21 protein-coding genes are annotated in these 25347 nt (G+C 39.1%); 12 read left to right on the top strand and 9 right to left on the bottom strand.

From position 1 onward, the window contains the following. Positions 1 to 37 precede the first annotated feature (37 nt). The 4 genes from E4661_RS05245 (at position 38) to E4661_RS05230 (ending at position 3143) form a co-directional block, all read left to right on the top strand. On the top strand, positions 38 to 904 hold the full coding sequence (locus tag E4661_RS05245) for an AraC family transcriptional regulator (RefSeq protein ID WP_205728923.1): 867 nt from the start codon (positions 38 to 40) through the stop codon (positions 902 to 904). Positions 905 to 1041: 137 nt separating this feature from the next. Beyond that, on the top strand, positions 1042 to 1422 hold the full coding sequence (locus tag E4661_RS05240; RefSeq protein ID WP_136465782.1) for a VOC family protein: 381 nt from the start codon (positions 1042 to 1044) through the stop codon (positions 1420 to 1422). 79 nt (positions 1423 to 1501) lie between these two features. Beyond that, complete coding sequence (locus E4661_RS05235) at positions 1502 to 1942, top strand: thiol-disulfide oxidoreductase DCC family protein (protein WP_240751412.1); 441 nt, start codon at positions 1502 to 1504, stop codon at positions 1940 to 1942. Positions 1943 to 2021: 79 nt separating this feature from the next. After that, the gene (locus E4661_RS05230; protein WP_136465769.1) at positions 2022 to 3143 is read left to right on the top strand and encodes a DNA alkylation repair protein; all 1122 of its coding nucleotides are present in this window, start codon (positions 2022 to 2024) and stop codon (positions 3141 to 3143) included. 34 nt (positions 3144 to 3177) lie between these two features. On the opposite strand, the gene E4661_RS05225 is transcribed toward E4661_RS05230, so the two are convergent. Together E4661_RS05225 and E4661_RS05220 are read right to left on the bottom strand one after the other, a co-directional pair. Further along, a complete protein-coding gene (locus E4661_RS05225; RefSeq protein WP_136465768.1) occupies positions 3178 to 4530 on the bottom strand; it encodes a DUF1552 domain-containing protein in 1353 nt (450 codons plus the stop codon). Between the two features lie 12 nt (positions 4531 to 4542). Beyond that, complete coding sequence (locus E4661_RS05220) at positions 4543 to 8127, bottom strand: DUF1592 domain-containing protein (RefSeq protein WP_136465767.1); 3585 nt, start codon at positions 8125 to 8127, stop codon at positions 4543 to 4545. 380 nt (positions 8128 to 8507) lie between these two features. On the opposite strand from E4661_RS05220, the gene E4661_RS19375 reads away from it, so the two are divergent. Both E4661_RS19375 and E4661_RS05215 read left to right on the top strand, forming a co-directional pair. After that, the gene (locus E4661_RS19375; protein WP_240751411.1) at positions 8508 to 8699 is read left to right on the top strand and encodes a DUF4140 domain-containing protein; all 192 of its coding nucleotides are present in this window, start codon (positions 8508 to 8510) and stop codon (positions 8697 to 8699) included. Beyond that, positions 8695 to 10584: a DUF4139 domain-containing protein gene (locus tag E4661_RS05215; protein WP_313779262.1), complete on the top strand. Its 1890-nt coding sequence runs from the start codon at positions 8695 to 8697 to the stop codon at positions 10582 to 10584. The genes E4661_RS19375 and E4661_RS05215 overlap by 5 nt, the downstream gene beginning before the upstream one ends. Positions 10585 to 10678: 94 nt before the next feature. Here the strand turns inward: E4661_RS05215 and E4661_RS05210 are convergent, their stop codons facing one another. From E4661_RS05210 to aroC, 5 genes are read right to left on the bottom strand one after another with little or no spacing between them, the layout of a single operon-like run. Next, on the bottom strand, positions 10679 to 11851 hold the full coding sequence (locus E4661_RS05210; RefSeq protein WP_136465766.1) for a flavohemoglobin expression-modulating QEGLA motif protein: 1173 nt from the start codon (positions 11849 to 11851) through the stop codon (positions 10679 to 10681). Beyond that, positions 11848 to 12675 carry an N-formylglutamate amidohydrolase gene (locus tag E4661_RS05205; RefSeq protein WP_136465765.1) on the bottom strand — a complete coding sequence of 276 codons (828 nt, stop codon included), beginning with the start codon at positions 12673 to 12675 and terminating at the stop codon, positions 11848 to 11850. The genes E4661_RS05210 and E4661_RS05205 overlap by 4 nt, the downstream gene beginning before the upstream one ends. Further along, entirely contained in the window at positions 12668 to 13699 is a 1032-nt protein-coding gene (gshB, locus tag E4661_RS05200; protein ID WP_136465764.1) for a glutathione synthase, read from the bottom strand. The genes E4661_RS05205 and gshB overlap by 8 nt, the downstream gene beginning before the upstream one ends. Before the next feature lie 20 nt (positions 13700 to 13719). Beyond that, entirely contained in the window at positions 13720 to 15045 is a 1326-nt protein-coding gene (locus E4661_RS05195; protein ID WP_136465763.1) for a dicarboxylate/amino acid:cation symporter, read from the bottom strand. 58 nt (positions 15046 to 15103) lie between these two features. After that, positions 15104 to 16168 (bottom strand): chorismate synthase, encoded by a 1065-nt coding sequence (gene aroC, locus E4661_RS05190; RefSeq protein ID WP_136465762.1) that lies wholly within the window; start codon positions 16166 to 16168, stop codon positions 15104 to 15106. 193 nt (positions 16169 to 16361) lie between these two features. Here aroC and E4661_RS05185 point away from each other — a divergent pair, with 193 nt between their 5' ends. Further along, a complete protein-coding gene (locus E4661_RS05185; protein WP_136465761.1) occupies positions 16362 to 17279 on the top strand; it encodes a UDP-2,3-diacylglucosamine diphosphatase in 918 nt (305 codons plus the stop codon). On the opposite strand, the gene E4661_RS05180 is transcribed toward E4661_RS05185, so the two are convergent. Beyond that, positions 17250 to 20159 carry an FAD-binding and (Fe-S)-binding domain-containing protein gene (locus tag E4661_RS05180; RefSeq protein ID WP_136465760.1) on the bottom strand — a complete coding sequence of 970 codons (2910 nt, stop codon included), beginning with the start codon at positions 20157 to 20159 and terminating at the stop codon, positions 17250 to 17252. The two genes, E4661_RS05185 and E4661_RS05180, sit on opposite strands and share 30 nt — an antisense overlap. 86 nt (positions 20160 to 20245) lie before the next feature. Between E4661_RS05180 and E4661_RS05175 the strand changes: the two genes are divergently transcribed. Together E4661_RS05175 and E4661_RS05170 are read left to right on the top strand one after the other, a co-directional pair. Further along, the gene (locus E4661_RS05175; protein WP_136465759.1) at positions 20246 to 20740 is read left to right on the top strand and encodes a hypothetical protein; all 495 of its coding nucleotides are present in this window, start codon (positions 20246 to 20248) and stop codon (positions 20738 to 20740) included. A gap of 101 nt (positions 20741 to 20841) precedes the next feature. After that, positions 20842 to 21951: a TlpA disulfide reductase family protein gene (locus E4661_RS05170; protein ID WP_136465758.1), complete on the top strand. Its 1110-nt coding sequence runs from the start codon at positions 20842 to 20844 to the stop codon at positions 21949 to 21951. Positions 21952 to 22014: 63 nt separating this feature from the next. On the opposite strand, the gene E4661_RS05165 is transcribed toward E4661_RS05170, so the two are convergent. Then, complete coding sequence (locus tag E4661_RS05165) at positions 22015 to 22665, bottom strand: rhomboid family intramembrane serine protease (protein WP_136465757.1); 651 nt, start codon at positions 22663 to 22665, stop codon at positions 22015 to 22017. A gap of 53 nt (positions 22666 to 22718) precedes the next feature. Here E4661_RS05165 and E4661_RS05160 point away from each other — a divergent pair, with 53 nt between their 5' ends. The 3 genes from E4661_RS05160 to E4661_RS05150 all read left to right on the top strand — a co-directional run bounded on the left by E4661_RS05160 (position 22719) and on the right by E4661_RS05150 (position 25284). Beyond that, entirely contained in the window at positions 22719 to 23633 is a 915-nt protein-coding gene (locus tag E4661_RS05160) for a lysophospholipid acyltransferase family protein (RefSeq protein ID WP_136465756.1), read from the top strand. Positions 23634 to 23725: 92 nt separating this feature from the next. Continuing rightward, complete coding sequence (locus E4661_RS05155; protein ID WP_136465755.1) at positions 23726 to 24199, top strand: MORN repeat-containing protein; 474 nt, start codon at positions 23726 to 23728, stop codon at positions 24197 to 24199. A gap of 92 nt (positions 24200 to 24291) precedes the next feature. Continuing rightward, on the top strand, positions 24292 to 25284 hold the full coding sequence (locus E4661_RS05150; RefSeq protein ID WP_136465754.1) for a sterol desaturase family protein: 993 nt from the start codon (positions 24292 to 24294) through the stop codon (positions 25282 to 25284). Positions 25285 to 25347 lie beyond the last annotated feature (63 nt).

The raw sequence follows: 25347 nt of genomic DNA, 5'->3' as shown, positions 1-25347 counted from the left end.
AAAGTGGGTAGTAGATGTTGCCAACAAAAAAGTAAATTTGCCAATTAAGTCCCAAAAACTAACCATTGAAATTGAGCAATATATGGACCAAATCAAAGTACTAGAGGTCCTTAAAGCGTTTTACCGCCCTATTCAACCTACTGTAAAACCTGAAAATAAGGAAATCCTCTATGAGGAAAAATATCCAGCTAATGGAATTGACAACTTTATTTACTGCTTTTGGCAGTTAAAATCAAGGAACACCTTGAAAAATCCGTTTGTGTACCGTGTCGTCTCAGACGGATGCATTGATGTTTTCTTCAATCATGCAAACCCCTCAGAAAACTTTGTGATGGGTTTTTGTAGAAAATATAGCGAATTCCACCTTGGAGAAGAATTTGATTATATAGGTATCCGGTTTTTACCCGCAGTGTTCCCCATTCTCTTTGGAACGAGTGCAAAGGTATTGAGTAACCAATCCCAAGAATTGAATCATATACTGCCCGATTTTTCGGACTGGGTGCAAACTACCATTAAGCAAGATCACTCTTTTCAAGAAATAGCTGGCCTACTCAACCATAAATTGAAAGGACTGATTCGGGAAAGAAGTTCTGACCTTGACCTTCGCTTTTTTAATGCACTCCATTTGATTTTGGAAAAGAAAGGTGTTTTAGAAAGTGAAAAAAATTTGGATACAGGATTAAGTCTAAGACAATTGAGAAGGCTTTTTAATTATTACTTGGGAACAACACCAAAGGCATTCTGCAATGTAGTCCGTTTTCAATATATTTTGAATTCAAAGCCATCCAATCAAAGTCTTAGGGAGGACAAAATCTATTATGACGTGGGCTTCCATGACCAGGCGCATTTTATAAAAAACTTCAAAACCTTTTATGGCATAACCCCCTCAGAGGCCTTTAGGTAGTTTTTGTCCGTTTTTTACAATTTTAGCACCTCGCTTTACTTTACATTTGAGTTCATAATAATTTGAAAATGAGAACAATACTTATCATTGCATGCTCACTTGCTATCGGGTGGGCAAATGCTCAAAATTTGAACAAAATGAAACTAAATGCCGGTATTATTACAGAAAAACTCCAAGAAACCAAAGATTTCTATGTGAACAAGATGGGTTTTGGGATTACATTTGAAAACGAGTTTTACCTTCTTATGCATACTCCGGACAAATCTTCTGAAATCAGCTTTTTACAACCTAATCACCCAAGTCAAAAATCTATATTTCAAGCTCCATTCACAGGCAAAGGGGTTTATCTAACCATTGAAGTGGAGCATGTTGATGCTGTTTACGAGCAAATAAAACACAAAGGGGTTCCCATTGAGATTGAGATTAGGGACGAAGCCTGGGGAGATCGACATTTTGCTATCCTTGACCCAAATGGAATTGGAATCGATATTGTAACTTATACAAAATCCGAAGAATAATCAGCCGATATCCGCATCAGACAGTTCATAAGGTGAAAGCCTATTCCTCTTTATACTTAATGGTGCGTATCTTTGCAGTATGCAAGAAAGGAGTTTATTGGTAGGTGAAAATGATATGGACGGTAAAAAAATTATCCTATTTGATGGTGTTTGTAACCTTTGTAATGGAGCAATCCAGTTTATCATCAAACGTGATAAAAATGATTTGTTTCGCTATGCGGCACTGCAGAGCGATATTGGGCAACAACTGATTACTGAACGAGCCATTGACACCTCCAAAGTGGATTCTATTATCCTAATAGTTCCTGGGGTAGCCTATTTCACCAAATCCGATGCGGCATTGGAGATTGCAAAAGGTTTTGGTGGGCTTTGGAAAACCATGACTATCTTCACATGGGTTCCCAAAACCTTACGTGACGCCATCTATGACCTAATTGCCAAAAACCGCTACAAATGGTTTGGACGAAAGGATTCTTGCATGATTCCTACCCCAGAGCTTCAGGCAAAACTTTTGGGATAGTCGCTTTTTATAATTTCCCGAACATGTACTGACATAGGGTTGTCACTATCCCGTTCTAGTTTTGTATTAAAGAAAAATAATGGCAGAACTATTCAAAAACATATATACCCCAACTTTTTTTAAGCGGTTTTCGTTATGTGTCAAAGAAGTATTTCCAGAATTCAATACAACGCCCTTTTTAAAGGATATCTACAATGATGAATGGGATGCCAAGGAGTTAAAACAACGTATGAGGCATATTACGCACGTACTAAAAAACCATTTGACGGATGACTTTGAAACGAATGTGGAACTACTATTGAATAGTATCCCCGTGTTAAAGCAAAATGAGCTCAAACCGACAAGTTTGGAGTTCATCTTCTTTCCTGATTTCATTGAAGTTTATGGAATAAACAATTATGATATTTCCATCCGTGCGTTCGAAACGATAACTAAACTAGAAAGTTGTGAATTTGCTGTACGCCCATTTATCATAAAGTATACTGAAAAGATGATGCAACAAATGTTGCACTGGTCACAGCATGAGCATCCCAAGGTAAGAAGGCTTGCTTCGGAAGGATGTAGGCCTCGATTGCCCTGGGCCATGGCTCTTCCGGAATTGAAAAAAGACCCAACTCCCATACTTCCTATCCTTGAAAACTTAAAGGAAGATGTATCCGAATCGGTTAGAAGGAGTGTTGCCAATAATCTAAACGACATTTCTAAGGACAATCCAGGTTTGGTCATACAACTTGCGAAAAAATGGAAGGGAAAAAGCAAAGAATTGGATTGGGTCGTAAAACATGCTTGTCGAACATTGCTAAAGCAAGGTATTCCTGATGTAATGCGCTTGTTTGGCTTCGGGAAGGCGGACAAGGTCAAAATTCAAAAATTCAAAATCTTGACACCCATAGTTTCCATTGGAGAGGGTTTGGAGTTTTCGTTCATACTCAAGAACACTGATCGTAAGAACATTAAAATTCGATTGGAATATGGGCTTTATTATCAAAAGGCAAATGGTTCACTTTCAAGAAAAGTGTTCAAAATTAGCGAGAAGGAATATGAAAGAGACTCATCAACCGAAATTATAAGAAAGCAGCCTTTTAAAATTATTACCACACGGAAACTACATACTGGACTTCATCAACTATCCTTGATCATTAATGGCGTGGAGCTTGATAAACTGGATTTTCAACTTATAAAAAAAGCCGAATCCCATTAGGATTCGGCCGCTATATTCAACAAATTCTAAAATGTTACCAAATATTTGAATGTAGTTCTCCTGTACTATCGGAAAAACTTTCTGTTTCCATACCAAGGGTATTCAGCATGCTAACGAATAAGTTGGACATGGGAACATTGTCAAATTTTTCATAGCTACCGTGCTTCATTCCCATATTGCTCCCCCCTGCCAAAACCAAAGGATAGTTTACCGCATTGTGCGTGGTACTACAAGCACTTCCATAAAGAACAAGCGTGTTGTCCAACAGGGATCCATGCTCATCATGGGTGTTTTTCATTTTATCCAAGAAGTAAGCGAATTGCTTGGCCAACCATTGGTCATATCTACCCCACTCTTCCCAGTGTCCAGTAGTTTGATCGTGACTGATAGTGTGATGACCTTTGCTCAATCCAAGTGCTAGTTTGGGGAAGTTCTCCCCTAAACCAAGACCATCTTCACGAGCCATCATATAGGTCATAACCCTGGTTAAGTCAACTTCCATACCTAAAATCATAAGATCGAATGTGGTTTTGATATACGCCTCTGGGTCTACCTTCGCATCTACGTTGAAATTAAGGTTGCTGGCATCAAAATCTTTCATAGGAATGTCTAACCATTCCTCGTTTCGTTTTACCTGATCTTCCACAGTACTCAATGAATGCATATATTCATCCATTTTAGTCTGGTCGTGTTTACCCAAACGTCTATGCAAGCGCTTGCTATCCTCCAAAATTAAATCTACAATCTTTTTGTCCTGTTGGATGCTCTTTCTTCTTGCCTGAGTAGTAGATCCTCCTCCAGGAGCGAAATACCGTTCAAAAATTTCACGGTGCCTATGCTCCGATGGGATAGGTTTTCCAGATAAATCAAAGGAAAGCGTAGAAACTCTTGACTTATAACCGATTCCACCGTCCGTGGATAACGCTAAATAAGGATAGCGGGTATGTTTGCTAAATTTTTGGGCCACAACCTGATCTACAGAGATACTGTTCATGTACTCACTTCCGCGAACATCTCCCCCGGTCAACCATGTATCACCAGCCAAATGTCCCAATAAGGCCCTACTCTTGGGGTGGCTTAAACCACCTAAAATCGACATATCTTCACGGTGGGGTGATAGTGGTTTCAACGAATTGGTAAATTGATAATCCCTGCCTTCGCCCATTGGAAACCAACTCCACTTTTTATGGAATGAACTTTCAACCGGAGGAAGTCCCACTCCATTGGGAAAATACACAAAACAAAGCCTTTTCATAGCTTCACTTGAAGTACTTGAGCTGTTCAACATGGTTCCCATGCCCATGGCTTCCATATAAGGAATCATACAGCTGACACCAAGCCCTCTAAGAAATGTTCTGCGATCTAAATGCCAAGATTTTCGAGCCATAATCCAAATTATTTAAAAATCACCAACGAATGATTTACTTGTTATAATATTTTCAAACACCGATTGAAAATGGTAACCATCTTCCTTGACAGCACTCACAATCGATTCAATTTCAGGTTCATCCACAAAGGTTATATCACGTCCAACGGCATAAGCAAACAAATGTTTTACCAAAGAGCGTGTAAAGTCGTCTATTTTTTCATTTAAAATATACGCTTTTATTTCGTCAATTCCATCAACTACCTTACCATCAGGTAGTTCCGCCTCTGTATCTATTGGGTTTCCATTATTGGCCAAGTCTTGGAACAGCCCTACCGCATTGTAGTTCTCAAATACTATTCCATAAGGGTCAATCTTGGCATGACAGTCCATACAAGAAACCTTGTTTCTGTGCAAAAACAACTGCTCTTTCAAGGTTAATTTTTCAAAACCAGGAGTTTCTGGATCCAATTCTGGAACATTTGGCGGTGGGTCTGGCGGTCTGTCTCCCAATATTCGAGATCTAAGCCAAACGGCGCGTTTAATGGCATGTGCCTGTGTTCCATCGGAATGTCCGCTTAAAAAGGAACCTTGTGATAGCAATCCTCCTCTATGGGAATCAGGTGCCAAGGCTACGGGTCTAAAATGATTTCCTTTTACCCCATCGATGCCGTAAAACTCCGCTAAATTTTGATTTAGCATGGCAAAGTCGGATTCTATCAGATTGCCCAAGTACATATTACAGTTGAGAACATGATGTACAAAGTGATAGGTTTCTTCAGCCATGTCCCGTTTTACAAATCGGCTATAGTCTTCGTACTCATTTACATTGGTACTCATGCTTTCATGACGATCAATACGAAGCCATTCTTTGGAGAAATTTCGGACCATTGCCCAAATTCTATCGTCTTGCAACATACGTTGCACCTGCTTTTTCAATTCTTTCTTTCGATGAAGTTTACCCCTATCGGCTAGTGCCAACAACTCCTGATCCGGAGGGGAATCCCATAAGAAATATGATAAACGTGACGCCAAGAAGAACTCCCTTTCATCATCAGAGGTACCTTCTTCAGGTTCTGCCAGATAAATAAAGTTCGGAGAACATAGTATCGCCACCAAGACTTCCTTTACACCATCTTCGTAACGGGCATAATCATCTTTAACGGCCCTCCAAAACTCCATATAGGTTTCTACTTCTCCTTTTTCCAAGGGCCTACGGAAGGCATTTTCCATAAATTTTGAGAGTACCTGTGAAGTATATTTTTCCTTATCGGCCATATCAGGTGAATCAAAGAAGATATCTGTATGACTTTTTGGAGGCCACACAGAATGGTAGGGTGCCTCAAATTCAATTTCGTGAATCAATAGTGGAGGACCAGAATCGCGGTTGTCTTTAACCAAATAGTCATTCCAAACCCCCATACCCATAATATTGGCCAAGATTTCGGTTTCTAAGGTATCTATTACCGGGATTGGCAAATCTTCCAGGCGCCCACTGAAAATATATTGTCTGGCTGAATCAGAGTCAATTACATTTCTGAAATCATCAAAGTTTTTATAATCGATACCATCATCTGTTCTTGTTCCTGCAAAAACACGCATAATAGGTGATGCCATGTCATATTTCTGCTTACTTTCCTCTTCTTCGCTGTCCAATTGAACCGTAACTGGATGATCTTCTGGAAATGGGGTCACAACCACTTCTCCAAAGCCTACAAAAAAACGTCCGCCTATCTCAAGGGTATGTCTGCCTTTTTCTAAATAGGCCAAAGTTAATGGGGTAACCATATCCAATTGGCCATTCTCGGGCTTTTCCATGTGCATACGCTCTTCTAAGCAGAACTGGTTATCCAATCCTATACTGATGGAAGGCATGCGGTCTTGTGCTGCATAAAGGTGTGTAATGTCCAATTGATAGTACCCAGTTTTGGGAGCCATAAAGGTAGTTTTAGCATAGCTAAACCTTGTTAAATCTTTTGACATCATGTATTTCCCTTCACGAACTAGATTTCTTTTGTTCTTGAATGTTCCGGCAGCCAATGAAATAGTACTTTCCAATTTTTCAGCGGGAATTCGTTCGCGAAGGCTGATCAGCCCTTCCTTTTTTACGTATTTCTGATAGCCTTTTGAGGCCTTGACTCGAAATTCAAAATCCCCTTCCATCGGAAAGTAATCTTTAACTAAAAGCTTTAGGTTTGGTGATGGTCCTTGCCACGACTTAGGACTTACTTCCTTATGAGGTACGGCAGAATAGAGAATGACACCATTTTCCACTACCTCATAACGATCGGCGTGTGACCCACGCATTCCCACTCCGATGTTTTGCTTTACCTCGGTATAATAAGCTTCCTCAGTACTATCTTTAGGTTGAATGGGTAATCCGTTTTCATCTAAAATCTCCACGATAAAATCGTCAGAGTGTATGGGAGCACTTTGATATCCACGAATCATGGCTGAAGGTAATTCTTGGCCAATACCCTTGCCGAACTTAATTTTATAACGGGTAGATTTTGGTTTTTCTATCGGAGCAATTGCCTTATCCAATGCTTCACGCGCAATCTGTTTATAGTATTCGATGTGCAAAGGAGATATCTGAAGCTCATGCCCATTGTTGCTGAAACCCATTTCGGATTTTTCGTCATCGGGTAATACATCTCCAAAATCAACGGATACGCTCAACAAGTTGTTGAGTGAATTGGTATATTGTTTTTTGGTCAACCTTCGGATCACAGCAGCTTGACTTGACTTTTTAATCTTAATGGCATTCTGGACCGATGCAGTAATCCAATCCACGAGCATACGACGTTCCTCATCTGATAATTGCTCTTCTTCCTTTGGCGGCATCTCTCCACTATTGATCATATCCAACATACCACGCCAAGTGGCAGCATCAGGACCTTTGACCAAGTCAGGATTGATACTATCCAATCGCAAACCTGCTTTTTGCTCTTCGGGTCCATGGCATTGTACGCAATATTTATCCAATACAGGATTTATATCTTCTGAGAAATCAAATGCGCCTAATGTATGGTCTACCTCCGAATTGTCCATAGCGACCAATCCTTTTAATGCGTATGGATCATCTCCAAAAAATGTACGTACCTCTTGAGGAAGGTTTTTTGTTAAGTAGTCAGCCCCATGAGTAAGAGAACCTCCATAGTGTCCTGCTATACTAAGTAATACAACATTTACAAAAAGTGTCAATTGATATGCAGAGAATCGACCTATTTTGTTTGGCAAGTCTCTTTTATTTAATGCATATAACCAGATACTTACCAAAGCTGTAGCAACACCAAACCATTTATGTAATGTAAAAACATTGCTTCCGTAACCTCCTGAAGCGGCCAATAACGTCCCTGCCAAAACCGAAGGAATTGCAGTTATCACAATAAACTTTAAGATTACCCCCCGTATTTTCTCCATATGGGGTTTTGGCACCAATATTTCCAGAATAAAAAGACAGAGTAAGGCACCAATTGGAAGGTGCACTAATAAAGGGTGAAATTTCCCAAAGAAATCCAATATCCAATGTATTTCACCTCCCTTTAAGGGTAAAAACGGAATCGCAATTAGTACCAAAGAAAGTACTACAATATAGATCAAGCTATTGCCTTTCATCTAGATTTTAGTTTGTTTTTGTTACCCAAATACCAAAGTTTAAGGTATTGGAGTAAGTAGTTGTAACAAAATTAAATCATTATACATCTGCTGCTTACCAAAAAACTTGCACGAGTTAGTACTTAAATTGCATACGATCAACAGAAAAGTTAAAATTTCAGCAAAATCGTAGTGTTTTTACTTTTTACTTACGCTTTCACAAATATTTACGACTCACTATTCCATTTTACCAACAATGGGTCTTTCCGCCAATCCTATGCCAAGAACGATTGGCTCGTTCAAACCAACACTTTACCAATCAAATGACCGCATTCACCCATTCTGGGTTTCAAACAACCTTCTATACATGTAAGTTCATACAAAATTTAAATCCAACAGCAATGAAAAAACTAATTCTCCTATTTATAATATGTCCACTAACCATATTGGGAAATGAAAACAAGGTTCCCTCCAAAATCAAAAGTGTAACGGTTTACCTGAGTGGAGCTCAAATCTATCGAAAAGCGCAATGCCATCTAAAAGAGGGAAAGAAAGAACGAACTTACCTTTACAGGGCTTTCCCAAAAAATTGAGGAAAGTAGCATTCAGATTTCTGGCCTTCAGTCGACATCCATTCTATCCATGTCTTACGACCTAAACTATTTGGAAAAAACCAAAAACAATCCCATGGTAGTGCAATGGGAGGATGAAATCAGTAAAATTCAACATGATATTGCACTGTTGAAAAACGCAATTGCTGGCCTGGAAGAAGAAGAAAAAGTGATTAAAGCCAACCATTCTGTAAGCGACAGAAGCCAAACCTTGGATTTAAACAGGGTTAAGGAAGTAAGCTCTTATTACAGACAGCGCATTACGGCGATAAGAAACGAAATCTTTAAAACTAACCTTACCATAAATGAACACAAATTGACTATGACCAAACTTCAAAAACAACTGGCAGAAACCAACAATGCACCTCAGGAGGAACAAGGTGAACTTACCATAGTTTTTGATGCTCCTATAGCCACGAATTTGAATCTATCCATTTCTTATTTGGTTCAGGATGCGGGATGGATGCCGAATTATGATGTCAAATCCGAACAGTTGAATGCTCCTATCGATTTGGCATACAAAGCCCATGTTTATCAAAAAACAGGTAAAGACTGGAATAATGTAAATGTGACATTGTCCACGGGAAACCCTAATATCAATGTAAACAAACCAAATTTGGGCACCAAATATCTCAACTTTGTGAGCAGATATGCCAAGAGACATAAATCCATACCTCAAAAGAAAAGATACACCTATAATCCAATGGTCCGCAAAATTACCGGAACCGTAGTGGACCAATCTGGTACGCCGTTGCCCGGAGCCAACGTTGTTGTTAAAGGTACCCAACAAGGTGTACAGACTGATTTTGACGGCAATTTTGAGTTGGATGTGTTATCGGGCGAGGAACTCTCAATCTCTTACATTGGTTTTAGCTCTCAAGAGATTCCTATCTACTCATCAGTAATCAATATTCAAATGGAGGAGGATGCAGCAGCCTTGGATGAGGTTGTTGTGACGGCCATGGGAGTAAAACGAGAACAAAGAGCATTAAGTTATGCCGTAAGCTCAGTCTCATCTGGTGTAAATGGAAAAGTCTCAGGTGTTACCATAAGAGGCCACAATAGTACCACCAAAGAACAATCACCTCTTTATATTATAGATGGAGTTCCTTTGGAAGGTTTTATGGAAGGTGATCTTGATGCAAGTGAGATTCAACACATGGAAGTACTAAAGGGAGATGAAGCTATATCATTATATGGCAATCGGGCCAATAATGGAATCGTGCTTATTACAACAAAAAAAAGTAACATCCAGGATGATTTGACCAATACCAAGTTCGTAATTAAAAAACCTTACTCAATAGTTTCTGACGGAGATATCACCGCAATTGAGATCAATACATTCCAACTAACAGCAACCTACGAACACTTTGCAGCTCCAATCGTAAATGAAAATGTATTCCTAACGGCACAACTTAAAGGTTGGGAAAAATTACAATTACTGCCCGGCGAAGCCAACATTTATTATGAAGGAGGGTATGCAAGGAAAACCAACATAGACCCTTTTATTGTAAAAAAGGAAATGACCCTTTCATTGGGAATCGACCCTAACATTACCATAAGCCGGAAGCAGCAACGAAATTTCAAGAGTAAATCATTCACGGGAAGTAATAGGATTTTGGACCGAACTTACGACCTTGAAATTAAGAACAATAAAAGTACAGCTATCAATTTGAAACTAATGGACAGAGTTCCTGTTTCCCAAAACAGGGATATCAAAGTAGATGATATTGACCCAAAAAATGCCGATTACAATAAAAAAACAGGGTTGTTGACATGGAACTTAAAACTGGATCCTTCAGCAAACCAAAAAGAAAGTTTCTCTTTTCAGGTCAAATATCCAAGGGGGAAGTACATCTCGTTATAAAAAAAGTCTTTTCAAGCGCAGACGAAATTTTTCGGATACACCTGTAACCGTTTCTCGTCTGCGCTCAACCTGACATTTAATCAATAAGATGAATCTACTTTAAATTATTTAAAATAAAATCCAAGGTCAGATTGGTGTTCAATTTTTGATTAAATGAGAGCCCTTTATGGGTTATAGGTTGGGCAAGGCCTACGGTTTTAAGATATCTCACCATTTCTTCATCATCCAAAGCCACCTTTCCTGTCAACAATACATCAAGGCTCTCTTCACTTTGGTAGCGTTTGTATATTTTTCTAAGACCACTTAAATACAATCTATCTTTGGTAAAACCTCCTCCCCTATGTGCCCGAAGGGTTATTCCAAAGGCTTCGTGCTTGTTTAACTTGTATTGCCCATGAATTAAATCAAAGGTGTCGGCAAAGGAGTATCCCTTGATCAGACTATCTGCGGCAAGAACCCTGTAAGCGAGCTCTTTTAAACGCTTTAACGTTAACGCACCTCCCATATATTCACTAAAAACAGCCAATCCTTCTTGCGTCTCCACATTTTTGGGCAAACCGTTTGAAAATATCTTAAGTGGCTGTAGCAATCCATTATACGTAGTGACCAAATGCACTCCTATTTCATGGTTCGCCAATGTAAGCAATTGATTTTTGCTAAACTTTATATTCTTTTTGATGAGCAATGTCTGTGAGCTGTTGCTTACCATTGCCTCAGCAGCCATGTTTTTCGAAAATCTGACATTAAGCGGAAAGTCATACTGTTTGGAAAAGCTCTCAAAATAATCACAGGCTTCTTCTGGAGAGAATACTTTTTCCATATCAGAAGATGCTGGTTCATCAGTAAAATGAAGAATGAATTTTGCATTTTGAACATCACGTTCGGTAGGAGTACCATACACCCTTAAAGAGTTATAGTAAAACTTCTTTCCTTTTCCAATCGTTTCAATGCATTGAATCATATTGGAATAGTGATAAATCACTTCTTGGTACAGACGCCTAATTCGTTCATCGTTTATTCTTTCCAAACGCTGTGAAAAGAAGAGTCTATGAAGTTTATAAGGGTCAAATTTTAGCTTCGGGTACTTAAACTCTGGTTCAACTGTATACTTTGAAGTAAAAAAGCGTTGTTTTTCCTTTTCAATATTTAAAGGGTTAACATAGCCCAACAACTCAATTCGGTGTACCAGTCTATCAAGATTGGCATCTATTTCAAATAGGTTCCCATATTCCTTTTCCAACTCCTGTGTTTCTTTAGCACTGATCATAAATCTGCCCTTTCAAATTCATCCACCATTTCCGGAATCAAAACCTTTAATTGTTCTTCAACAGCCCTAACCACTTCAGGAAATACAACCCCAGTCAACTCGTCGCAATATATCTTGGAAATCTCTGTCGCTAAAACCAAAGTGTTTTTAAAGTTATTGGTGATATATTTCAAAAAGTAGCCGTTTCCTTGAAAGGTGTCATTAATTTTAGACGTGGTTTCTATACCGTTTGGCAACTTGATGCTCTCCAGCTTAATTCTCCAAGATTCTATCAAACTCCCAAACCTTGTATTATCAACGTTTATAGTTCCCAAATTCCATACGGGCACTTCTCTATCCCATCGTTTCCAATTATAACTGTGCATATCGAACACCAGTACATTTTGAAGTTTTGAAGTCAACTTTGCAATCAACGCATGGGTAACTTTGTAAAAATTTTCGTGTTTTTTAAGGCTAAGCTGTATTTCGTTCTCTGGCAAGGTATTCTTCCAGAGCTGCTTGCCCCAAGCCGTATCGAAAATTGCCGTTTCCGGGGGGCGGTTTAAATCGTACTCAAATCGGCTATCGGAACCTGCAATAACAATCGGGAAACTTTGAATCATTTGTTTAGTACTGGGGTCTTCCTCGTACCATCTTTCATATTCCGTATGCAAACAATTATCCCAAAGAGACTTGCGGAATTGATGCCCATCATGCACGGCTCCACAAACGAAAGGAACATATTCTTCAATTTTTAAGGTGAAAGAATAATCCTCGGAAACCGCTTCGAAGCATTTTTCCTGGTTAATTAGCCCAATTATTTCTTCGATACTGCATTTACGCATTCGCTACCTCACTTCGTAATCTGGATCTTCGGTCAAAAGCCTTTAATTTATCCATCACCTTACTTTCAATAAAGTCGATGACCTTGCATTGCGCTTTTGTTTTGTATACCTTGTTTATGTAGGTTATACCGCCAGGAGACATCACATTTACTTCCACCAACTTCCCACCTATCACATCGATGCCAACAAAATACAGTCCATCTTTGACCAGTTTTGGACCAATTTGTTTGCACAGGGCTTTTTCTTCCTTGGTCAAACTATGTTTGGCCACGGACCCTCCCGCAGAGACATTGGAGCGATGATCATCGGAACCAGGAATTCTGCGCATTGCCCCAATTGGCTCACCGTTTAACAATAAAATCCGGATATCACCTTGGTCTGCACCTTCAATATATTCTTGTAAAATCACATAGTTAGAAGAGCCATCTGCATTGGTCACATAAAAGTCCAATAACGACTTAATATTGGACATTGCGGATTTTTCAATAAGAATAACCCCAGAACCACCAAAACCGTTCAACGGCTTCAATATCATTTTTTCTGCAGGAGATTCTTTAATCTGTTGTACCAAGTACCTCTTATTTTTAGAAACATGGGTCACAGGGATTATGTTGCTGTGACTGTCTCCAAAAGCAGCTGTGTACAGTTTATTATTGGCCTCCCGGAGTCCTTGAATCGAGTTTACGATAAACACATCATCTTTTACAGAATCTAAAAAATTGAGCATAATTGGATCCAATGGCGGATTGGCTCGCATAAAAATCACATCAAACCCCGCTAACGGCAGCATTTCTTCACGCAAAGAAGCTTGTTTATAAAATGTCTTTAAGCTACTTGACACTTTTTCCATACGATTAATAACCGTGCAGAATGCACTGGTAACGCTATTTCGTATGGTCAAATTTGCCGGTGTACAGAGTGCAACCCCATGCTTTCGTTTTACACATTCATGAATCAATGCTAAACTGGTATCGTTTTCTGGTTGAATTTCTTCCCAAGGGTACATTAAAAAACAAATGTTCATAGCGCAATATTTTAAGACAATTACCTTACCTCATCCAAATGATCATCCCATTCTTTTACGTTTGGCTTCCCCAGTTTCCCAACAGATTTTGCAACGATCATGGATACCGTTGCATCACCAGTTACATTGACAACGGTTCTGCACATATCCAGAGGGCGGTCGACCGCAAAAATCAAGGCCAATCCGATAGCCAATTTATCAGCAGGGAAACCTATGGCCTCAAGTACAATCACAAGCATTACCATTCCCGCACCTGGAACAGCCGCCGAACCAATGGATGCCAATAGGGCTGTTAAAACAATAGTCAATTGATCGGCAAAAGACAAATCAAACCCCAAGGTCTGAGAAATGAAAACTGCTGCGACACCTTGATACAAACTTGTTCCATCCATATTGATTGTGGCTCCTACGGGAAGTACAAAACTGGAAACCTCTTTATCAACGCCGATATGCTCCTCTACCCTTTCCATTGTAACGGGAAGAGTGGCAGCACTGGAACTAGTTGAAAAAGCAAGTAACTGGGCCGGACTAATTTCTTTTAAAAACCAAAAAGGATTCTTTTTTGTGAAAGAAGAAACGACAACGGTATAAAAAACTACCATTAGCAAAAGTCCACCCACAACAACTCCAGTATATTTTAGCAGGGCCAGTAAAAGGTCGGGGTCACTAGAAGAAACCACTACACTTGCAAGAAGTGCAAATACCGCATACGGCGCTGTCAGCATAATCAAATCTACCATTTTCAATACAACATCATTCAGTGAATCGAAGAAATTTTTCAAGGGCTTAGCTCTTTCTTCACCTATTAGCAGCATAGAGATACCGAGAAAAATGGTGAAGAAAATCACCTGCAACATCAATCCATTGTTGCTCATGGCAGCCAAGGCATTGTCAGGCACCATATCCACCAAAAACTGAAGTGGACCGCTCTCTTTTTGGTTCATGGCTTCGTTCATTTTTGAAGTCACCCCTTCCGACGAGGCATAGGTTTCTGTCAACTTAGCTACCGTTTCTTCAGAAATTCCGTTTCCAGGTTTCAGTATGTTTACCAAAACCAAACCAATGGTAATAGCAACCACCGTAGTAAGTATGTAGATTCCTATGGTCCTAATTCCAATATTTCTAAATTTAGAGATGTCTTTTAAGTCGGAGATTCCCTTAACCAGTGAAGCAATAATTAAAGGAATGGCAATAAGTTTAAGAAGCTTTACAAAAATGGTTCCCAGTGGTTGAATCCAATCCGTAACAAAATCCTTTCCCCAATCCACTTGGATCATAAAGAATCCAAACACTATACCCAACAGCATCCCAATAAGAATCTGCCAGTGCAGTTCAAGTTTACGCATATCTACTTTTTAGGAAAGTAAGATACTATTTTGATTGGAAATTTCCCGAATCCGTCTCTTAGATTTTATTGGAACGTGCCAAAAGGGTGTAATCTGCCAAAACCAAAGCCGCCATTGCCTCTACAATCGGTACTGCCCTAGGTACCACACAGGGGTCATGTCTTCCTTTACCTTGAGCAGTTATTTTTTCTCCCTCCTTATTGATGGTCTCATAGGCTTGCAAAACAGTGGCAACAGGTTTGAAGGCCACATTGAAGTAAACATCCATTCCATTGCTTATTCCCCCTTGTATACCGCCACTTCGGTTTGTTGTAGTTGAGCCATCTTCGTTGTAAGCATCGTTGTGCTCACTACCTTTCATTTTGACACCTTCGAAACCACTTCCATACTCGAAACCCTTGACAGCATTGATAGAAAGCATAGCCTTTCCCAGCTCCGCGTGCAATTTATCAAAGACAGGTTCTCCTAAACCAATGGGTACATTTTGAATCACGCAAGTAATAACACCTCCTATGGTATCTCCTTCTTTTTTGATGGATTTAATATACCCTTCCATTTTTTCAGCTGTTACCTCATCTGGGCAGCGAACAGCATTGGATTCAATTTTTGAAAAATCAAGGTCTTGGTACTTTTTATCCAGTTTCATATCGCCTACTTGTGAAACATAGGCATTGATTTTAACTTTACCTAAAAACTGCTTTGCAATGGCCCCAGCCACTACACGGCTCGCAGTTTCGCGGGCTGAACTTCTCCCGCCTCCCCGATAGTCCCTAAAGCCATACTTTTTGTCATAGACATAATCGGCATGTGAGGGCCTATAAGAATCTTTTATATGCGAATAATCTTTGGACTTTTGATTTGTGTTATGAATAGCAAAACCTATTGGGGTGCCTGTTGTCTTTCCTTCGAACATTCCCGAATAAAATTCTACGCTGTCAGGTTCCTTTCGCTGGGTTACAATAGCAGATTGTCCAGGTTTTCTGCGGTCAAGTTCTTTTTGCACCTGCTCCAAGTCAACTTCAATACCAGCAGGACAACCATCAATAACGCCACCTAATGCCCTACCATGGGATTCTCCAAAAGTTGTTAGTCTAAAAAGTTGCCCAAAAGTATTGCCTGCCATGCGATAAAAGTTGAATAAACCTCAAAGGTAGATGTTATAAGTGGTTTTCAAAAGGATGCACCTCAGTTAATGTTAATGTAACATAAAATTATACCGATTGACATTTTTTTAACGGAATACTGAAGAATTGATTACCTAAATTTTTTCGAAAGTTAATTCTTACCTCTTTAATTTGTTTTTAAACCTTAACACATTGAAAAAAAGGAAGATTGACTTGGCCGTAATTTCCGATGTACACCTCGGAACATATGGTTGTCATGCCGATGAGCTTATAGCCTATCTCAACAGTATTCAACCCAAAAAACTCATTTTGAACGGAGATATTATTGATATTTGGCAGTTCAGTAAAAGATATTTTCCGCCAGCCCACCTTAAGGTACTAAAGAAGATTATCGGGATGGCATCTAAAGGAGTTGAAGTTTTCTATATCACTGGAAATCACGATGAAATGCTTCGTAAGTTCAGTGAAACCTCAATGGGAAATTTGAAAATTGTAGATAAGCTTGTTCTAAAGCTTGATGGAAAAAAAGCTTGGATTTTCCATGGAGATGTTTTTGATGTTTCAATTCAAAATGCCAAATGGTTGGCCAAATTGGGAGGATACGGCTACGACCTTCTAATCCTCATCAATAGTTTTCTCAACTGGTGCTTGGCCAAGATGGGCCGGGAACGCTACTCACTTTCAAAACGAATAAAAAATAGTGTGAAAAGTGCCGTTAAGTACATCAATAACTTTGAAAGAACCGCCGGTGACCTTGCAATTGAAAATGGATATGATTATGTAATCTGCGGACACATCCATCAACCTAAAAAAGAGCGCTACGAAAATAAAAATGGTAGCTGTATTTATTTAAACTCAGGGGATTGGGTGGAAAATTTGACCGCCCTGGAATATTCTTTTAAACGTTGGAAAATCTATCATTATAATCATGACCGCTTATCTCCATTCTTTGTGGATGAGGATTTAAAAGAAATGGATATGAACGACCTAATCGCCTCAATAACAGATATTGAACTAGAGCCTGAGACTGAAAACATTATTGAACTAAAAGAAAAGTTGCTCGAAATTGAGGAGGAAAATCTAGGTGATCAAGGCTTGTCTCAAAATTGAAACCGGATGGTGTGCATCCCTTTTCGTCCCATCTTTTATTTGATGCCTACAACTGGTCCCATTTGCAGAAATAATGGTGTCTTTTGGACTCTTTTCTACCGCTGGGAACAATTTTAACCCACCGACCTTCATACTGGTTTCATAATGTTCTTTTTCATAACCAAAAGAGCCTGCCATTCCACAGCAACCAGATGGTATAATGGTTACTTTGTAGTTTTTGGGAAGGTTTAAAATATCAAATGTCACCTTTTGATTGGACAAAGCTTTTTGATGGCAATGATTATGAATTTTCACTTGTCTTTCCTCGTCTGTAAAACTTTCTGAATTAATATGACCTTTTTCAACTTCCGAAGCTAAAAACTCCTCAATCAAAAAAGAAGAAGAAGCCAACGCATTTATCTTTGCGCTGTCCTCCGAAAGCCTTTTGTACTCATCCCGAAACGATAAAATTGCCGAAGGTTCAAGTCCTACTATCGGTGTTCCTTCTTCTAAAATGTCCTTCGCTTTGGAAATGTTTATTTCAACAAGTTTCTTCGCTTGTTTTAAAAATCCTTTGGATAAGTAAGTACGCCCACTTTCGGCGTAAAACAATTGTACATCATAACCCAATTTACAAAGTAATTCAACTGCATCTTTTCCTACCTCAACATCTAGATAATTGGTAAACTCATCTATGTAAAGAACAACTTTTCTTCCGCCAGTTGTTTTAGGTTTTAACTTTTTTAAATAGTTGTCAAAACTGAAGTTATGTACCAAAGGTAGGTTTCTTTCAGGGGCAACGTTGACCAAACTTTTGACAACCCCACTAAGTGCTTTGGATTTGAAAACCATATTGGTAATTCCGGAAAGTTTGCTCCCCAGCTTGTTCACTTGCGTATTGTAAGCAAACAATTTACTTCTTAGTGAATACCCATTCGACTCTTGATATTGGTATAAAAACTCTGCCTTAAGAGCTGCAATATCAACATTGCTAGGACATTCACTTGCACAGGCCTTACAGCTTAGACATAGGTCGAAGACCTCTTTTAGTTCCTTTTGGTCAAAGTGGTTTTGCTTTTCGGAGTTGGTCAAAAATTCCCTAAGGGCATTGGCCCTACCCCTAGTAGTATCTTTTTCATTTTTGGTGGCATGGTAACTAGGACACATTCCGCCCGACATGGTATGGTTTTTTCTACAGTCTCCACTACCATTGCATTTCTCCGCAGCTTTGAGAATGCCTTCACTATCCGAAAAATCCATCAAAGTTTGAACCTCAGGTTCCTCCCTATCAACTACATAGCGCAAGGATTCATCCATAGGAAAAGCATCAACAATCTTCCCTGGGTTAAAAATATTATTGGGGTCAAAGGCTGCTTTTACCCGCCTGAGCAACTCATAATTGGAATCCCCAATCATCAACGGAATAAACTCTGCCCGTACAATTCCATCTCCATGCTCTCCGCTAAAGCTTCCCTTGTATTTTTTGGTAAGCTTGGCGACATCGGTTGTAATGGCCCGAAACAGTGTTACATCTTCCGATTTTTTTAAATTCAGGATAGGTCTCAAATGCAACTCTCCGGCCCCAGCATGGGCATAGTAGACCGCTTCTTGATCATATCCTTCCATAATTTGGGAGAATTCCATGATAAAATCCTTCAAATCTTCCAAGGCTACGGCGGTATCTTCAATACAAGCCACTGCTTTTCGGTCCCCAACCATATTGCCCAACAGGCCCAAACCTGCTTTTCTAAGTTCAATGGCCTTGTTGATATCATCCCCTTTCAAAACGGGATTCGCATAGCTAAGGCCCGACTTCTCGATGGTTTTTAGCAATTCGGTCAATTGTTTGTCCAATTCTTTTTCAGAATGGGCCTTTACTTCCAACATTAAGATTCCTGCCGGATCACCATCCACAAAAAATCGATTGGCCAATTGCGCTCTATTATTTTTTGTGCAATCCAATATAACCTTATCCATCATCTCACAGGTATGCAAGCTGTGCTGCATAACCGGTGCAACGTCGCTCAAACAGTCTTCCAAAGTTTTATAATGTGTAGCCACCATAGCGGATAATGGTGGTGGAAGGTCGTCAAGCTGCAAGGTGATTTCTGTCGTAAATGCTAGAGTCCCCTCGCTACCGGAAAGAAGTTTACTCAGGTTAAGTGCTCCGGCTTCCGTTCCAAAAACAGAATTCTTTAAGAGTTCGTCTACAGCATACCCCGTATTCCTCCGGTGAATACTGGGTTTAGGAAACTCGGCATTAATATTTTCAATGTTCTCTTTATTCCTCAACTCCTTTTCCAAAGCCAAATAGATAGATCCTTCTAGAGAACTTTCATTTTTCTTTGCTGTAAAAGCTTCCGTCTCCAAGTCCCCGAAAAACACTTCGGTTCCATCGGAAAGGATACAGTTCATAGCTACTACCTTATCTCGGGTAACACCATATTGAATCGATGTGGTTCCTGATGAATTGTTCCCAACCATACCTCCAATCATACAACGGTTGGATGTTGAAGTATTTGGGCCAAAGAAAAGACCAAATGGTTTCAAATATTGATTAAGCTCATCCCGAACTACTCCAGGTTGTACCTTAATCTGTTTTTTTTCTTTATCCAATTCCAAAATTTGCGTAAAGTGTCTAGATACATCGACAACAATTCCATTCCCTACGCATTGCCCGGCCAAAGAGGTTCCCGCAGTTCTGGGAATCAACCCAATGCCTTGAACATTGGCAAACCTAACCAAAGCCTTAATATCCTCGATGGTTTTAGGGTATGCTACCCCAGTGGGAACCTTTCGATACACTGATGCATCCGTGGCATAAAGTGCTTTGCTCAAATTGTCGGTCAATAACTCACCTTGAAGTTCTTCTGAAAGATTTTTTAAAAGATATTTATCCACAATGGAACAATTTTTGGTCGTCAAAATAGTTTATTGTCAAGAAGCTTTGCAAAGCTATCTTTAATTTTTAACTAAACGAGAGACTTATGAAGATTACCACATTATTTAGTGTTGTTTTTTTGTTCGCAACAATTGGAATAAATGCCCAAGATATTTCGGAGCATGCTCTTGGACTTCGGTTGGGTGATAGTGACGGTTTTGGAGCCGAAATTTCTTATCAAAAATCAATTGGACGTTATAACAGAGCTGAATTTAACCTTGGCTGGAGGGACAGTCGTGATTTTGACGCTTTTAAACTTTCAGGGGTTTACCAATGGGTGCAACCTATAGATGGCAACTTCAACTGGTATTATGGTGTTGGTGGTGGATTAGGAAATGTTGATTTTGAGCCCGCATTGAATTTGGAAGATGAAGATGGTCTTTTCGTATTTGCTGCGGGAGACATAGGAATAGAGTATAATTTTGATATTCCTTTGCTACTATCATTAGATTTTAGACCAGAAATAGGTCTTTTGGGGTATGGTGGTTTTGAAAATGATTTTGACTTTGATATTGCTTTAGGCATTCGCTATCAATTCTAAGAACACTTTGTTTTTCTTATCCCTTCATGCAAGAACATCTTATATGCAGGGTTTTTTTATGCCATCAGTATTGAATACCTTAGCGGCTTAAAACCCAAAAAATGAGAAAGATTCTTGCATCTATAGTTGTTTTGGCACTATTGGCTTCCTGTGGTTCCAATTCAGATGGATATACTTTAAAAGGTACCATTACAGGCGAATTGGCCGAAGGAACACAAGTTTTTCTAAAAACAACTGATTCCCTTAACCAACTTATCGATATTGATACTGCTATAGTACAAAATGGCAAATTTAGCTTTGCCGGTAACCAAAAGGAACCCAAAATACACTATCTACTTGTAGGTACGGCACCGGGTAATATTCCTTTTATTCTGGAGAACGGGGATATTTCGGTAAAGTTTCAAAAAGATAGTTTAGGCTATGCTAAACCTAAAGGGACGCTTCAAAATGAATTGTTTACGGACTTTTTGGATGAATCCAGAAAATTACAGGAGCGCTTGGGCTCTATGCAAAACGATATGCGTGCTGCTGCACAGCAGAGGGATACCGCCACGGTTACCGCACTGAGGGAAGAGTACATTGAATTTCAAGAAGTTGTGAAAAATTTCAATGTTGACTTTGCCAAAGAAAATCCCAACGCCTTAATTTCTGTCCTAATCATAGGAAACCTTATGTCCAACAAGGTAATCCCAGAAGACGAGGTAAGAACGCTTTTTGATGCCTTAACTCCAGAAATCAAACAGTCCACACCTGGCAAACGTCTAAAAAATCAATTGGATAAGTTAAAGAACACCAACATTGGTAATGTGGCGCCAAACTTCTCTGCTCCTACACCAGATGGAAGCACCTTGGCTTTGAATGATGTTAAAGGAAAGTTGACCTTGATTGATTTTTGGGCAGCATGGTGTAGACCTTGTCGCATGGAAAACCCAAATATTGTTTCTGTTTATAATAAATATCATGATAAGGGACTTAATATTATTGGTGTTTCGTTGGATGCGCGTGCCGAAGATTGGAAAAAAGCAATTGAGGCCGATGGTCTAGTATGGAATCATATTTCAAACCTTAAGCGTTTCCAGGATCCCATCGCTCAATTGTATAATATTAATGCCATTCCAGCTGCTTTTCTATTAGATGAAAATGGTGTTATTATTGCGAAAAATCTTAGAGGTCCTGCTTTGGAAGCTAAAGTGGCTGAGCTATTGAATTAAAATATTCAACAATACATAACAAAAAAGCCTAGGATAACATCTTAGGCTTTTTTGTTTTTTTGCTTATACCTTTCCCATTTTTTCAAGAACAAAAAGAATAATAATCGGAATGGCCAATAATACTACAATCCAGGTATCGGTAACAAAAAGTTCTGGTTTAAATAGCAAAGTAGTTGCATATCCCCCAATGGCACCTCCAAAATGGGCAGAATGACCAATGTTTCCCAATCTGCTTTTCATTCCATATATGGAATACAACAAATACCCTATTCCTAAAACGTAGGCAGGCACAGGAATTGGAATAAACATAATTCCTAGATGCATGTCAGGATTCAACAAAATCGCGGCATATAATATTCCTGTGACCGCACCACTAGCTCCAACTGCACTGTAATAGGGTTCGTTCTTATGAAAGAATAGCGCCAAAAGGCTGCCACCTAACAAGCTTATAAAATAAATGATGATAAATTTGGAAGCGCTAAACCCTTTAATAACCACATTGGCAAAAAAATATAGGGTAAACATGTTAAAGAATAAATGCGAGATATCCACATGCAAAAATCCCGAAGTGATGGTTCTTTCTTGTTGTCCAGCCTTTATCCCTCCAATACTAAATTTATATCGCTCAAAAAAAGAAACATCGTTAAACCCTCGCAACGAGACCAATACGTTGGCCGCTATAATAGCAATGGTCGCAATATGCAAATTGTACATAAGCCTTAAAATTTGGGGCTAAATATAGCTATATTTGCCCACAAGAATTACGTATGCAGCTGGCAGTTTTTATACTTGTTTACCCCCTACTCTGGTTGATATCCAGATTTCCATTCAAATTACTTTATTTCCTTTCAGATGGAGTGTATGTTTTGTTGTACCATTTAATTGGTTATCGCAAAAAAGTCGTTCGAAACAATCTTAAACTGGTGTTTCCAGAGAAATTGGATGCGGAGCGTCTAAAGATTGAGAAAAAATTTTACAGACATCTTTGCGATATGTTCCTGGAGATGATAAAGACATTGGGCATAAGTGATGAACAAATGCGAAAGAGATATGTTTTTACCAATGTTGAAGAGATTTTAAAATTAGAGGACAATGGTAAAAACTTAATGCTAATGATGCCGCACTATGCCAGTTGGGAGTGGGTTTTTAACTTAAACACTTTCATTAGGGCCAAAGCCTATGCCATTTATCAACCTATTAACAACAAATATTTTGATAAAATGGTAAGGGACATTCGAAGTAAGTATGGCACCACCTTAATCAGAACTTTTGAAAGTCGAAAAATTATTAAAGAAGCAAAAAAAGCAAATAAGCTAATAACCGTAGGGATTATCAGTGATCAATCTCCTATGCTAAACAGAACACGACATTGGGCAAAATTTATGAATATTTTGGTACCCGTTCATGTTGGAGGGGAAGAAATCTGTAAGGAACATGACATCGTACCGGTTTATCTAAAAGTTAGAAAACTAAAACGTGGACATTATGAAGGAACCTTTAAGGTTCTTACAGAAAATCCGAAAGAAATAGATGATTATGGAATTTCTGAATCTTTTCTTAAGGAAACCGAAAAATCAATTCGAGAGGCTCCTGAATTCTATTTTTGGACCCACAAAAGATGGAAACACAAGGATAAAGTACCTGCAGAATTCCAGAAAACCAGTGCTGCCAATTTCCAATAGAAGAGAAGATTAGAAAGTTCTGTGATTTTCATAAATCCTTCAATTAGCTGTAAGTAATCATTTCTTACAGGCGACAAAGGGTAGAAAATAATATGAACAAGTCTATTCTTTCCTTCGTTGTCCTTCTCTTTACTTTATTTACGCTACAGGCTCAAGAGTTTAACACCATCCCTTTTCATACTGACTTGAGTACATTACAAGACGGTTGGTACAAGTTTGAGTTGGAGAACACTTATTTTGACGTAGAATTGGCCGCTGGAAAATTGAAAAAAGGAATCATAAAGTGGGCAGATGGCTCAAAGTATTCGGGAAGTTTATCCGGTACCTCATTTTCTGGGAAGGGAACGTACACCTGGCCAGATGGAAGCAGGTACGAAGGAGCATTCAGAAAACATAAACGTCACGGTAAAGGTTCTTACATCAATTTCGACGGGACAAAATGGAGCGGTAAATGGGCAGCTAACCATAAAAATGGAAAAGGCACCGTATTTGACGCAAATGGCAAAGCCTTAAAACATGGGGTCTGGCAATCCAATGAATTGATTAAGGAATCGCTTCTAGAGTAACTCACTGTCAATAAATGGATTGCTAGTGAGTTCCACCATGCTATTCGTCTAAATTTTGTTGCATCCTAGATATTTTTCCATATCATTCCTATATGGAAATTTTATCAACCTTATTTGAAGAAATTATTGGATTTTTAGGCATCTCCCAAGCCATAGAAATCCTTAAGAGTGGTGATTATTCGGTATTCAAAACCTATGAAGGGGTAGCCTCTCTGATTTATCCGATTATTCCGCTCTTGTTGATTCTTGAGTTTATCGCTGGGTTGATCTACAAAAAGCCTCAGCTTAAGGTATATAAGGTCAATTTTCTCATCTATATCTTCAATAGATTTGTGGGACATTTCATCGCAATAGCCATGGTCGCTTTTTGCATCGGTTTTTTTGAACCATATGCATTGTTTAAAATCAGTTCGACATGGTATTGGTTTATTTATGCCTATGTGGTGTGGGAACTTGCGCATTTTGTTTATCATTATCTTGGACATAAGGTCAGACTTTTTTGGTGTTTGCATTCAACCCACCATGCTCCGGAAGACATGAATCTGTCGGTCACTCATGCCCACTTTTTTTTGGAAGCTCCTTATGCCGATACCATACGAACAACCATTTGTGTTCTTTTAGGTGTTACTCCAGAAATTTTGTTCGCAGTAATGTTTATCGATGGTACTTATGGGGCATTTATTCATGTAGGCGAGAACATGATTAAAGATGCTCGTTTTGGTTTTCTAAACAAGATTATGCTTACTCCTTCCCATCACAGGGTTCACCATGCACGAAATCCTCTTTACATGGATACCAATTTTTGTAACCTCCTTAATATTTGGGATAGGGCATTCGGAACATATCAAGAAGAGCAGAAAAGCATTCAAATAGAATATGGTATAACCCGAAAAATGGATTCGGGAAACTTTGTTGACGTCTATTTTGGAGAAATTATCGCTTTAGCTAAAGATGTTGTACAGGCCCCAGGGCTGTTGAACAAGTTACGTTATTTGATCATGCCTCCTGGATGGAGCCATACCGGAGATCATAAGACTGCCAAATTGGTTCGGGGTGAGTACCTAAAAAGCATTTCCAATACTTAAATTTTTCTAAAAGTCGGAGGAAGCGCTATTTTGTTTCATAAATTGAATCCAATTCAAAAAATC

Source organism: Flagellimonas onchidii (assembly GCF_004804315.1).
GTDB lineage: Bacteria > Bacteroidota > Bacteroidia > Flavobacteriales > Flavobacteriaceae > Flagellimonas > Flagellimonas onchidii.
The sequence above is the reverse complement of the archived record's forward strand: the minus strand, read 5'-3'. Positions and strand labels throughout refer to the sequence as shown.